Annotated in this window: 9 protein-coding genes; 1 reads left to right on the forward strand and 8 read right to left on the reverse strand. The window is 59.4% G+C overall.

From position 1 onward, the window contains the following. Nucleotides 1-171: 171 nt before the first annotated feature. Nucleotides 172-765 (forward strand): DUF6088 family protein, encoded by a 594-nt coding sequence (locus tag AL346_RS15545; protein WP_019404595.1) that lies wholly within the window; start codon nucleotides 172-174, stop codon nucleotides 763-765. Between the two features lie 78 nt (nucleotides 766-843). Here the strand turns inward: AL346_RS15545 and AL346_RS24735 are convergent, their stop codons facing one another. From AL346_RS24735 to AL346_RS25115, 8 genes are all read right to left on the reverse strand, one after another. Next, entirely contained in the window at nucleotides 844-1,242 is a 399-nt protein-coding gene (locus tag AL346_RS24735) for a hypothetical protein (RefSeq protein ID WP_371259730.1), read from the reverse strand. A 35-nt stretch (nucleotides 1,243-1,277) separates the two neighbouring features. Continuing rightward, nucleotides 1,278-2,384: a hypothetical protein gene (locus tag AL346_RS24740; RefSeq protein WP_082312533.1), complete on the reverse strand. Its 1,107-nt coding sequence runs from the start codon at nucleotides 2,382-2,384 to the stop codon at nucleotides 1,278-1,280. A gap of 4 nt (nucleotides 2,385-2,388) precedes the next feature. Continuing rightward, on the reverse strand, nucleotides 2,389-3,756 hold the full coding sequence (locus tag AL346_RS24745; RefSeq protein ID WP_082312534.1) for a DNA cytosine methyltransferase: 1,368 nt from the start codon (nucleotides 3,754-3,756) through the stop codon (nucleotides 2,389-2,391). A gap of 41 nt (nucleotides 3,757-3,797) precedes the next feature. Beyond that, entirely contained in the window at nucleotides 3,798-4,016 is a 219-nt protein-coding gene (locus AL346_RS25490) for a hypothetical protein (RefSeq protein ID WP_210168019.1), read from the reverse strand. Beyond that, a complete protein-coding gene (locus AL346_RS25410) occupies nucleotides 3,995-4,132 on the reverse strand; it encodes a hypothetical protein (RefSeq protein WP_210168020.1) in 138 nt (45 codons plus the stop codon). The genes AL346_RS25490 and AL346_RS25410 overlap by 22 nt, the downstream gene beginning before the upstream one ends. 232 nt (nucleotides 4,133-4,364) lie before the next feature. Then, a complete protein-coding gene (locus AL346_RS15560; RefSeq protein ID WP_019404591.1) occupies nucleotides 4,365-6,821 on the reverse strand; it encodes an ATP-binding protein in 2,457 nt (818 codons plus the stop codon). Further along, nucleotides 6,818-7,027: a hypothetical protein gene (locus AL346_RS15565; RefSeq protein ID WP_156332769.1), complete on the reverse strand. Its 210-nt coding sequence runs from the start codon at nucleotides 7,025-7,027 to the stop codon at nucleotides 6,818-6,820. The genes AL346_RS15560 and AL346_RS15565 overlap by 4 nt, the downstream gene beginning before the upstream one ends. 416 nt (nucleotides 7,028-7,443) lie before the next feature. Then, the gene (locus AL346_RS25115; RefSeq protein ID WP_156332770.1) at nucleotides 7,444-12,513 is read right to left on the reverse strand and encodes an ATP-binding protein; all 5,070 of its coding nucleotides are present in this window, start codon (nucleotides 12,511-12,513) and stop codon (nucleotides 7,444-7,446) included. Nucleotides 12,514-12,542 lie beyond the last annotated feature (29 nt).

A 12,542-nucleotide genomic window follows, 5' to 3' on the forward strand; every position in this document is an offset into this window, starting at 1 on the left:
CGGAAACCCGGGCCGCACTCTTACTCTCGCGGGGCAGCCGGGCCTCGCAGAAGGGGCCTGTCAAGGCCGCAAGGATCGAGTGCAGGGCAAGGCTTCCTCCCTCAGCCGAGGGTCGGCACAGCTCCTTGTAAAATGTCAGAAAATTGCGCATATTTCTGACAGCAGGATGCCATGCAACGGTTGACGGAACAGATTCTTTCGCACGCGAAGGGGCTGCCAGAAGGCACCCCGGTCGCGGCCAAGAGCTTGCTTCACCTCGGTAATCGCGCCGCGGTAGATCAAGCTTTGTCGCGCTTGGCCGAACGCGGTCAACTGATCCGGGCGGGGCGCGGGGTTTATCTCCTCCCAGTCACGAGCCGGTTCGGCACGAGGGCTCCGTCTGTGCAGCAGACCGTCGAAGCGCTCGCCCGCCAGCGCGGTGAAGTCATCGTTCCGAGCGGGGCAGCTGCGGCAAACGCCCTCGGTCTCACGACGCAGGTGCCGGTTCGGTCGGTGTATCTGACGTCCGGACGCAGCCGGAAAATGAGCCTTGGCAAGCAGGTGGTTGAGCTTCGTCACGCTCCACGCTGGCAGCTCGCCATGGCGGATCGGCCTGCTGGCGAGGCGGTGCGCGCGTTGGCCTGGCTTGGGCCGGAGAAGGCGGAGGACGCCCTGCAGAAGTTGAAGCGGAAGCTTCCGCGAACCGCCTTCAACGAGCTGGTCGCTGCCGCGCCGCAACTTCCGACCTGGCTTGCGCGCAGCGTGGGGAAGGCTGCGCATGGCTGACGTCGTTCTTCAACCTTCGGTCGAAGATCAGCCTTGCACTACAGCCACCACAAGATCATGCGTGATTCCTATTCAGTGCTAGGAATGCCGAAATGCGGTTCGCGAGATCATCATTGTTGGTTTCGCAGTCCCAGATAACCAGAACCTCCCAGCCAGCATCGGCCAACGCAGCACGGTGTTCGGCGTCTCGAGTCTGATTGCCCGAAATTTTCGGTAACCAATAATCCTGGCGTGACCGTGGCCGGCGGCTGCCCTCCCGACAGTCTGCCCATGCCAAAAGCATCCGTGGACAAAGATCGCCTTTCTTCTGCCGATGAACGCGATATCGGGCCGTCCGGGCAAGTCTCTGCGGTGGAGCCGATATCCAGTGAAGCCGAGGTTTCTCAATGTTTTTCGTACGACCAGCTCGGGCCTAGTGTCTTTCGAACGGATCGCGCGCATGTTCGCGCTCCGCCGGTTGGGGGTGAGCTTATCCATGAGCTATCACGCCCAGCGCCTGTTCGCCGCTCTCATTAACGCAAGCCATTAAGCCATTGTTCTAGGCTAATCAGCCGGCCCCGCTCAATATGTTCGATCACGCGGCGGCGCGAGTTTGCGGCACTGTCACGTGTCTGCGTTAGATCGCCATAAGTAGCGCGGACCGCGTCGGTGTTGATGTGCACGACGTGGTCAAACATCAAGTTATTCCGGAACAAGGTTTCGCACGCGCGCATGAGGCGTGCCGGGTCGAATTCGTTCGTTACAAAGACATATTGGAACTTGCGATTCTCTGATTCAGCATTGATATACTCGTCATACTCAGTCGGAAATTGTTTCTCCCGATCAGCGCGAACACTCCATTTCGCGGTCACAAGCGTACGCATGGCCGGCCGCACGATTGCGAGATCAACCTTGTTTTCCTTCCCACCTTGGCGGGCGCGATTAAACCCCGGAATTTCATAAAGCAGCCTCCGAGTCTGGACAGAAGTTTCGTCGACTCCGCACGCCCGCCGGACTACCTGAGCCAGCACATCTTCAAAACCTTCGCCGACCAGATTCTTGCGCTTATTTTGAACAGCAAGAAACTGCCGAACCTTCTGCGTCACTGCATGCCAGATCTCTTCGGGCGGCTCTCTGGTCAGATAGGATTGGAGCGTGTTCTTAATGATTTCGGCTAGTTCGGGATCGGTCCCAGGCTCTGGAAATCCGCGCTCACCGTAGGGTCGGCGCTGTTCGGCCGCAACCTCAGTCAAACGTGCCTCCCGCCGCAGCATGGCTTCCGCTAAATCAGAGCAGGCCTGTATAAACAGCCAATCGATTTCATGCGCCAAGCTGCTGGGGCTGACACTTAAACCACGGCACACCCAATCGTGAAAGGCAAGCGAACGCGCATACCAAGGTTTGCCGGGTTGGGACTTATCGCTCTCGTAGCAATGCGCGAGACCGGTGGTTGGGTCAGACCATAAGAGCAACCGATAGACATGCTGCCATGCACTGGCAGGGCTAATGCCATCTAACGCTGACGTATCGAAATAGCGGTTAATTAACCGGTTCCGGTTCTCCGCACCAAAGGCCCGGTCGACCGCTTCCTTTTCGGCTGTGGCGCTCTCTTCTGTTCGGAGGATTTCCTCCTCTTCCATCCGCTTATCCTGCCTTCAGGCGAATCTCTTCAGGTTCACGAGAGGCATTAAGCGCATCAAGCAGGCTCCGCGCTACACTTTTTGCAAGAAGTGGCGGTACTGCGTTGCCAACCTGCCGGTAGCGTGAGTGGGCAGGTCCACCGTCGTGGCGCCCTTCAAGCATACCGCGCCGGGGATCAGTCGTGAACACGAAGTGATCCGGAAAAGACTGCAACCGTGCCAGTTCGCGTACCGAAAGGGCTCGGGTCACTTCATAATGATAGACGCAGTCGGCTTTGGTGTTCAGCGTCCATGCCCAGAGAGCTGGATGGAGACGGCGGTAAGCATAAAAATGCTTCCGCGACAGCTTGCCGCTGCCGTTGTCTTGACCCCAGCGTTGTCCTGTGAGGTAGCGGCCGAGAAGCTCCTCGTGCAGATCGCGATGGTTGCCGCCTTGGGGGATCCCCCGGAGCCGCAACTCGGTATCCTTGTTAAGTCTTGGCACCTGGACGTTCATCGCCTTTTCGCGCGGGCTCGCACGCATCATCCGCTGATAGGCGCTAGCTGGTTCGGGTAGACTTGCCCAGTCTACTTCGTCCTGCCGGTTTCCAACCGGAAGTGAGGCGAGGTCCGAAATTGCCTGTGCTGCGGTAACAGCCGTCAAATTCTCGCTGTCTGCCAAGGCTTCAGCGAGGCGCATACTCAGCAGATTTTGCTGAATAACCAGCTGGTAGCGTGGCCGGCGCTTGCCGGTGAAACGGGCGAGAACAACAGAGTCAGTTGCGCCAGACCCGTGGAGGACAGGGGCAGCTATTCCGAGTCCCTGACGCACGCCTAGGAACAATAACCGCTTGCGCGTCTGTGGCACCCCGAAGTCGGCTGCATCCACGACTTGTGCGCGCACGTCATATTCACCGTCGAGCGTGAGATCGGCCAGGATCTGCTCCCGAACCCCCATCTGATCCATACCCGTCACATTCTCCATGACAAAGGCTGGCGGCAGGGCTGCACGGAGCGTGTCTACAAATTCACGGTAAAGCGCATTCCGAGGATCGTCGATCATCCGAGTGTGGTTGCGGACTTGCGAGAACGCTTGGCAAGGCGGTCCGCCCACGAGCACGGTTGCGCGATGAGCGAAGTCCAAAATCTGCTCTCTCACGGCAGGACGGCGGATATCGCCATGGATTGCTCGTGCCTCCGGGAAATTGGCGGCGAAGGTCGCGAGCGCATCCGGATCGTTGTCGCTTCCTGCCAAGATAGCGAAGCCTGCTTGACGAAAACCTTCGGAGAGCCCACCAGCTCCGCTGAAGAGATCAACGACGGACAAGAAAGGGGCGGCGATGGGAACGCTCGCTTGGCGGCCTTCTTGCGCATTTTTGGCGTTCCAGCTCATGCACACGTCCCTGGGCAGGTTTGCTACTGCAAATGTTCTTATTATGTTCCATTCTGATCGCCAAGCGTTTTCGAAGCAGCGCGCTGTTCTCGGCCTGCAAAGAGATCGGCCTGCTTGGAGCCGCCAAAATGCCCTTTAGAGGCCGCGCCGCGGGGCTTTTTGGGCTCGATTTCGATCGCCGCCAGCAGTGGCCGAAAATCGATACCCCGCTCGGCCATTTCGCCCATAAGGCAGGCGATCACTGCCAGATGTGACGGCACTTCCCCTTCTTGGCGAGATTGGAGATCGACACGCGGTTCATGCGGACGAGCTTTGCAAAGTCCTTCAGTGTCAGGCCGGCCTTGCCCACGTGCCGCTGGAACTCATCGTAGGTCATAGCTGGACCGCAGGGAGCATATTACCGACGCTATATGGGAAACCTATTTATGTCAAGTTGTCATTAATTAGTGACGGACAAAAGACAATCCGTGGCACTTCCGCTCGAAGCGGGAAGGCGGTACCAGCCTGCTCGTGGAGCCCCGGCTCTAAAAAGATGGCCCCGGAAGGCGGCCAATGGCAGCCCAAGCCAACGGCGTAGCGGAAATGACGATGCCAATGCGCGGACGCAGCTACGCGCCCTTCTGCAGGAGATTGAGGTTAAGAGTGCCACATCCGCATCGCAGCGCTTCCTTCTTGCCGCGGTCAGGAGCCACGAAATACATCTCGTTACAGTTGCCGCAGGCGAACGCGCCCGTGAACGTGCGGAATGCCGCCACAACGGGTGTGAAGTCTTCTTTCTTGAGGTCCGCCCATTCGTTGAAATGAATGGCCGTGTTGATCTGCCAATTCTCGTAACCCGTCTTGGTCTTAGCCTCTCCGAAGGCGGCCTCGATAGCGCTGATCCGCTCAACGACTTCCTTTTGACTCCAGGAGTTGGCGGCGGCCTTGGCCTTCTTCAGCAGCTCGCCCAGCGAGCTGGTCGCGTTTGGCAGCAGATCGCCGAGCATGAATTGAGCATCGCCCCGAAACTCAACAGTGGCGCGCAGGCGGTCGCACGCCTCTTTAGCGAAATACTCGAGATAGTGGCGGAGCAGAGCCGCAGCGGCGCGCACGTCGTTCTTAGCGAGATAACCTTCCAGTTCGGCCCAGACGTCGCGATCTTCCCACTCGGTCGGACCGAAATCCACGGTCCAGGTCCGGAAATGGGCGAAGTTGCGACCCTTGATGAGGCCTTCTGACTTCATGTGGCGCAGCCAGATTTCGTCATGCGTTGTGAAAATGAATTGCGTGGTCGGGAACATCTCCTTGAGGAGCGTGCAGACTTGACGCCGGTGGCCGGCGTCTACGGACATCAAGACGTCGTCGAGGACCGCGAAGGTGAAATTCGCTCCGAGTAGATGGTTCATGAGCGCGAGGTAGAGGCAGAGCCCCATGCCGTCCTGATGGCCCTCGCTGTGGTATGCGCCCGGTGGAAAATGGCCACGACCATAAAAGTCTACGTCGAAGCCGAGTTTGCCTATCGAGGGCATCAGCTTCGCTGTGAACGCCTTCTCATCTTCCTCGTTGATCTTTCGATAGTAGCTGGCGAACGCTGTCTCGACGTCCTTGTAGATTTTTCCAAGCGCGGTCGTCGTCACGGTGCCGTAGGTGGTGAACATTTTCGTGGCGCGATCCGCGCGGGCCTTACCAGCCACGAACTTCAGCCGCGCCGCGCGATAGGTTTCAAGCCGCTCTTGTGCGAGGACAAGGAAGTCGCGTGCTGCATCCTGCTTGTTTGGCTCCGGGACTGCAGCGATCGCCGCCTCGAGCATCGCAAGCGACGGCTGCATGTCCGGGACAGTGTGGGCCGCCGCGAGGATCGCGCGTGTATCGTCAAGTGGCAGGAGCTTCTGCAACTGCTGGTATCGCCCTCGAAGAGTGGTCCTGAATTCGGTGAGCACCGTGGCGTCGACCTTCGGCGCGAACATGCCGGCGTGATCGATCATGGTGTTCAGCGCAGTGCCCGCGGCATGGAAGACGTCGAGGATTGGCTTCAGCTCGGCCTCAAGTGCCGCGCGGCGCTTGCTCACGTCGTCGAGGTGAGCAAGCTTTTCGGCCAGGTGACCTGTGAACGCTTCGGGCTCGAACGGCGTGTCGCAGACTGGGCAGGCAGCGCCGTCGTAGAGCTCCAGCGCCGACTTCAGAAGAGCCTCGCGAGACAGGCCGTTGAGGCTGTCGGCGTCCTTTCCGAGCTCGACGGCGTTGGCGTCGGCGGTCGAGCATGCCTGTTTGAACGATTCTGCCTGGAGCGCCCGGAGCGCTTCCCGCAATGTCATGAGATCGGCCGCCGCCTGAACTTTTGGTACGCGTCTCGGCGCGCTGGCAGTTGTGGTCGTGAGCCCATCCTTGACTGACGTGTTGGCGTCCAGGTCGGTCAGCGGTGCTAGCCCGAGTAGCTCCCGTCGTGGATTGACTGCGTCAAGGACGGATTTCTTAGAGAGCTGTGCGGCGTCGAGCGCAGCTAGGAGATTGGTGATCGCGTCCTTCTCGGCGCGCTCCAGACCCGGGAGGTCCTTGGTGTAGGCATTGGCGATCTTCTGCAGTACGCCTCGGAGCTTCTCGATATCGTCGAGGCGAAGCAGCGATTGAACCTCTTTGGATCGTTGGCCGGGTTCGGAGAGGACATAGCGGATCAGCTCGCGGCGCGAGAGAACGAATTCGGGGTGGAGGTTGACACTCTCGAACGCAGCGATGATGTCTTTGTCGGCAGGCTTGATCTTAGGTGCGCTTGCCGATTTCACGGTACGCCGGATCTGGGCCTTCTTCTTGCCCAGGGAAGGAATGGTGACGTCGAGCGTGACCGAGGCCGCCTCGGGCTTGTTGCGGCTGTCGACGTGCGGGCCATGCGCCTTGACGGAAAGGCCGCCAGTACCGGCACCGGCCAGGCGCGAGATATTGCCCGTCAAGACGAATTCGATCGCGTCGACGATGCCACTCTTGCCGGTCCCATTTGGGCCGCAAGCGGCGAAGTTCTGGCCCTTGAGTTCAAGGGTCAGCTCCCGGATGCCGCGAAATTCCTTGATGTGTATCTTGTCAATCCGGATCATGACACGTCCGGAAACAGAACAGCGCGGATCGAGGGCTCGGCAAAGACGCCGTCTTCCAGAATGACCTTACGGAGCCTCGGTGCTACTTCGCCGAAGCCTTCTTCCTTCTCCAGGACGTCGAAGAATTCACCAAGGATCGTGGCCGCGACGGCTTTCACCTTTGCGGGCTGCTCGGCCGCCTCATCTTTATCTTCCGCGGTGTCCAACTTGCCTCCCCCGATACAAGATAGCAGAAAAGGCGCCTGCGTCACCATGAGAGCCGCGCGCTAGACGACGCGACGCCTGAATGTGCGTTGTGCGGTACCTCACGAACGAAATCTCGCCGCATCGATGCCAATTTCGACGAGTTCCGTTCCCAAAAGCCACAAACCGGAGTAATGGCAGGACCGTGGTCTATGAAGCGCCACGTGCGAGAACCTTTTTAGTGATCCTCCTGATTACCCCAGCTGTCGGCACTCATCGGCCAATGCGGTGAAGTCACTGTCCCGAGCGGGGTGGCCGTCTCAAATGCCCTCGATCTCGCGTCCGGTCGGTGTATCTGATCTGCGAACGTCTCCTGGGCCATGAACCTCGGCGAGTGGTGATCGAGCTTCGTCACGTTGATTGCCAAAGCCATTATAGATCAATGCGCGGCGAGTTTAGCCTCAAGCTGCCTTGCCTCAGGAACGCCAAGACGAACCAACGCGCCGAGGATAAAGTCGATATCCTGCCGCTCAGGGATGTCGGCCGACAACGTCCCCGGCGAGCTCTCAAAAACACGATCGATCCAAGCGCAGACGCGGCGACCAATCCCGTGTTCGATCCAAAGCCCGGTGTCCTCGGCGTACTTGCTGACCCAGGCTTTACCGCCCGCAGCGAGGATCGGGAGGAGCGATGGCTGGGCGGCGACTTCCAGCAGGTCCATCGTCACAATGGCGGCAAAGTAGTTTGGGCCACTGGTCAGGAGGTCTATGAGTTGTGGCAGGAAGGGATCGATCCGCGCGAGCGCTTTTGGCGTGAGATAGGTCGAGGTTTGTCTGAGGACATAGTCGTTGAAGAAGATCGTTCCGAGGGCCGGCCCAAGATGGATCTCGATGGAACTGGACCGAGTGCCCACAAGGCGATGCCAGCCGGAAGAACCTTTCAGGCGATCGATAAAACGTTGGCGGATGTGCGGCGCCTCGGTCTCCAAGGAGTGGTCGTTGAAATAGATGACATCGACGGCCCGCAGGAATTGTGGTGTCACGTCGAAGAAGGACTCGTCAGGCAGCCCAATGATCCGCTTCAGAGCTAGCTCATCGATTTCGGCTTGCGATAAGCCGATGAGAGTACGCGCTAACAGCGGATAGTAGTTGGCGTTCCACTGGCTAGGCTTCTGTGAAAGTTCTTCGTCGGGTTCGAGACCTAGGCCGTTTAGCGTGGCAGAGAAATCCGCATAGGTAGCGGCGAACTCGCGTAACCAAGGGCGCTTGGATACATCCAACAAGGACCGAAGGGCGCCGATCCAAAGGGCAGCAGCTTGTTCGTCGACGTAGGTATCGGGAGGTGCGGCCTGTTCTTCGGGTTCTGTTTCTGGCTGAAGCGGAGGTCCGCCGATGCGGATTCCACGCCCTCGGCGACGTCGGACTGGCCGTATGCCCTCGGCTTCGAAGTGCGGCCAGTCTGGCTCTGCCCTGGATCCGTTGAGCCACGCGAGCTCATCATCGACGGCCTTTGCGGTCTGGGCGGCACGTAGCGCAATGCGCCGCGCCGCTTCATCCTCGTTAACATCCCACTGCGTAACAGGCTTCACGGCAGCCACGAATGCGCAACGCAGGATCGCCTTTGGAATCCGTTCATCGAGATTGGCGAGTTTGGTTGCGGTAACGGCGAAACCGTGCGCGCCAGCCGGGCTCTCGCGTGCGGCTAGCTCTAGAAGGGTCCGGAGACGATCCGGGATCGGATCCCGACAATAGAGCTCTGCAATCCCGGCAAATGCCGTGGCGACCGGGTTGAACTTGAGCCCGCTGCGCATTCGGTGGGCTACGTCGTCAGAGGCACTGAGCGCGCCCATCAGGGTTTGCTCGGCCCACGCCCCATGTTTGCGGCGAAGATCATCGCTGCCGTCGCGGATCGCAACAAACGCGGCGGCCCTTATCCCTTCACCGCGTACGAAATCTTTCTCCTCATCATCGTCCCCGCTCTCCGGCTCCGACGCTTGCGCCTGAGCCCATCTGACGCCTTGAGCAGCGATTTCCTCGGATGACTGCGAAGGGTCATCTATCGCGAGAAGAAGAGCCGCTCGCACGTTCTCCGCCTCAAGCCGAGAGGCCACTCCAGCGGTTAGCGCGGCCAGGTGTTTAGCTTCGGCCTCAGGTGAGACGTATTCACGTCCTGTGACGATCGTGCAGTCCTCACGCTGCACTTTGCGTTCGGGCCAGTTCCTCGGATTGACTAGGTTCAGTTCGTACTGCGCCATGAATCTTGGGTCAGCGAAGTTTGACGTCGCTTCAGGCGCGCCGACACACTGAATAGCTAACTGCAACAGTCTTTCGAGCTTTTCGCGGAGTTCCTCTGGGCCCGAGGTGCCGTAAATGCCAACAAGCTGCTCAAGAGGTACACGTCGTGACGGGCGCTGCTTCAAGCTCTCGCGCGTTGCCGCACCCGTCGGCTCCTTCTCCAAGGGGGTCAAGCCGAAGAAGTCTGGGAATACAATTTGATCCTGCGTCTGCCGCGTGCGATCCAAGCTTACAAGTTCTGGGCATCCGAGGAATGGGATGGCCGCGGCCTGCGACTTGGGCCAATGCGAAATGATCAAATCGACTGCTATGAGCACGAAGGCGGCCGAAGTGCCTGGTGGGCCGAGCACATCGTTTAGGACAGCATCGAAGTCTTCGCCCGCCTCAATGCGTTGATGAGCCCAGGCTTCCAGCGCCATGAGGCCGGAGCCGAGCGCATAATGATTGCTCTCACCGCGTGACCACCGATAAGTGCCGGTCCACGGAAAAAACCGCTCGCCATCATCGAAGCGAATGCGAAAGCCGTTGTCTCCCGGGTCACGCCCTCGCACTGTAAATTGGATCGCGTGGTCAACAAGTTTTCGAACCAGTGCGAGTCCCTCAGCGGGTGCGTGTGTCAGCAGTTCGAGGAAGGGTCCCTGAGCAGGCGCCGCCGGGAGAAAGTCATGGTCGAGAAACTGGAAGGGTTCCTCGTATTCCCGCAGATGGTAGAGGTTCCGCTCCTCCTTGCGCTCGTTAGTCAACCTTTCAACCGTCAGCGCGGCGAGCTCCTTAGGAGCTGCCCGCGCCAGCGTGCCGCGGAACTTCATGATGCTAGAGACGACACCCCGATCATGTTTGTACGCCCGCACGCGGGTCAGGTAGTCGACTGCAAGGTCCGGCCTCTTGTTGGAGAACAGAAGGAAGCCGGTACGCAACTTGTCCGTTAGCCCGTGCCCGTCGCGGTAGCCAATCTGACCGCTATAGGTCCGCGGGGTAGCGCCTAGCTTTTCATTGTCCTCGAGTTCAACAAGCCAAGCGTGGAGCCAGGCCACTAGCTTGGGTGTGAGCGGATCTTGTCCGAAATTGCCCAGCATCCAGTTGGTATAGAGTTCCGCCACGTCGTTCAGCGCTTGAGCTGGCAGCTTTGCCCCGAGCTTCAGGAGCCAAACAATCAGGTGCACCCAGGAAGCACTCGTGGGCACGAACATGCTTGGCGGGCTTTGGACAGGATTCACTCCGAGTTGCACGAGCAGCTGCGACGCTGGTTCGACGTCGACTGCCATTACGGTCCGAATCAGCTCATGTAAAAGCGCCGCTTCGTTCTTGAGAAATCGTGCTGCCTCCCGGTCCAGCAAATTAGCCGAGGTCTCCGAATGGACAATGGCGAGCAGCGCGGCTCGTCGCCAGGATCCGTGTACGCTGTCCTTTGAGAGCCGTTCGAGGATCGCTGCCCAGCGATCGCCATTGGCTTCTCGCTCCAGTGCGAACCGTGCGGCGAGTTCAACGCCCCGCGCCAGAACCGCTGAGGCCGGCCTGTCGAGCGGTAGTTTCTCGAACGCATTCCCGTCTGTGGCAAGCAAGTTCCCGATGGCCCACTGTCGCAACACATCGTGGCGGAAGGTGACCCGGTCACTTCCTAGGTCTCGAAGCGTCTCGCTCTTCACCAGCGCATCAATTGGAGCAGACGCTTGGCTGCTTACGTCGAGAACAAAGGTGCCTTCGAGAGCTATCCCAGCAATGGCTCGAAGAAGCCTTGCGCGTTCGCGGTGACCATTGTCGTGTTCGCCATCCGCCGAACTCCACCATTGTTCGGCCATGTCGAGCTCACTCGTCGGTGTCGGAGCTGACGCAGGTCGAGCCGCAAGGCGTGACAAACGATAGAGGTTCCGAACAACTGCGCGCGCAGGGTGGTTATCAGCCAACAGCTCCGCTAGACGTGGCTCCGTTTCGCTGAGCTCGACTATCTCCGCTGGGTTGAGTTCCTCGATTACCACAGGTGGGGCGGCTCCCAGCGCTTTGATGGCGTTGGGATCTAGCCAGCTCGGTTGCTCGACGCCGAAGTTGCGGCGGGCAGTCGCGACGACGGAGATGCCGGGGATCTCAGCGGCAGCGCGCATTAAATCGTTGACCGTTCGCCGCTCTTCGTCGCCGAAGGAATCGAGGTTATCGATGAACAGCGCGGCGCCACCGTCCGACGCCAAGTCGCCGAGGAGATCCCGGGCGGTTCCGTTGAACCCCAGGACGTTCCGCATGGTCGTCCATCCGCGAGGCTGCGTCCGCCCCGGACTGAGAACAATTATCCGGCCCTCCGCAGAGAACAGCTCCGCGAAATGTTTTAAGACGCCCGACTTGCCGACGCCGGCGTCACCACGGATTTCCACATAGCGTCCGTGATCGAGGGCCTCGTTCACGGCTTCGACCCTTTCAGTTCGAGCGAGCGTCGTCACGCCAATACGGTCGTCCATGTCAGCAAGCGCTTGCGAAGAGGCTTCGGCGATCGCTGCGCGCACATCTGTAAAACGTCGATGTCCGGCGATACGGATTGATTTGCTGACCAGGTCGGCCGTGAGATGTGTGAGGTCACGATCGCCGCCGTCTGCGGCTATTTCCTCAGAAAGGTCGGTGAGTGTGCTCCAAAGCGACGAAGCATTCATCGCATCTTCGGGCGGCAGCACACGGACAGCCCGCTCGCGCGACAGTTCTTCAGCTGCTGAGCCGACTGCAGCATAGTCGAAGATTAGTATCTGAAGGCGCTCGAGCACCTTCCAAATCGTCTCATCATCATAAGGAGCCCTGGCGTCACGCAAATGATCGCGAAGCGTTGCAACGAAGGCTCGCATATCGTCGTTGCCGGTTCCCAACCGGTTCAGGCGATCGAAGAACGTCTGGGCCGAGCCGAGCTGTCGTGCCCATCTGAGCACGTCTTGGTATGCGCCATCGATCTTGCGGGAGCTGCGGCTTGTCGCAATCGCGAGCTCATTCCGCCCGGTCCAGAAATCAGAGGCCCTGATTGCCTTTGCAATCTGACCGGCGACCTTTTTGAAGACTGCATCGCCCGGTGAAAACGTAATGTTGCGCTTGACTTGAATTTGCAGCGTTGCCAAGCGGCCCGTCGTATTTTCATGCGCGTGGATAGTGACGTCATCGAGCGGGAAGCCGTCATCGCCACGCTGAAATGCAACACGATCGATAGACGTACCAGGAAGGCCGCGAGGCTCGGAATGGGCGAGCATCGTGAGGAGGTAATGAGCGCCAACCTGGC

Source organism: Chelatococcus sp. CO-6, from assembly GCF_001271345.1.
Lineage (GTDB): Bacteria > Pseudomonadota > Alphaproteobacteria > Rhizobiales > Beijerinckiaceae > Chelatococcus_A > Chelatococcus_A caeni.

Coding starts and splice junctions, on each gene's coding strand:
- AL346_RS15545 (WP_019404595.1), top strand. CDS start 172: ATGCAACGGTTGACGGAACAGATTCTTTCGCACGCGAAGGGGCTGCCA.
- AL346_RS24735 (WP_371259730.1), bottom strand. CDS start 1,242: ATGGATAAGCTCACCCCCAACCGGCGGAGCGCGAACATGCGCGCGATC.
- AL346_RS24740 (WP_082312533.1), bottom strand. CDS start 2,384: ATGGAAGAGGAGGAAATCCTCCGAACAGAAGAGAGCGCCACAGCCGAA.
- AL346_RS24745 (WP_082312534.1), bottom strand. CDS start 3,756: ATGAGCTGGAACGCCAAAAATGCGCAAGAAGGCCGCCAAGCGAGCGTT.
- AL346_RS25410 (WP_210168020.1), bottom strand. CDS start 4,132: ATGACCTACGATGAGTTCCAGCGGCACGTGGGCAAGGCCGGCCTGACA.
- AL346_RS15560 (WP_019404591.1), bottom strand. CDS start 6,821: ATGATCCGGATTGACAAGATACACATCAAGGAATTTCGCGGCATCCGG.
- AL346_RS25115 (WP_156332770.1), bottom strand. CDS start 12,513: ATGCTCGCCCATTCCGAGCCTCGCGGCCTTCCTGGTACGTCTATCGAT.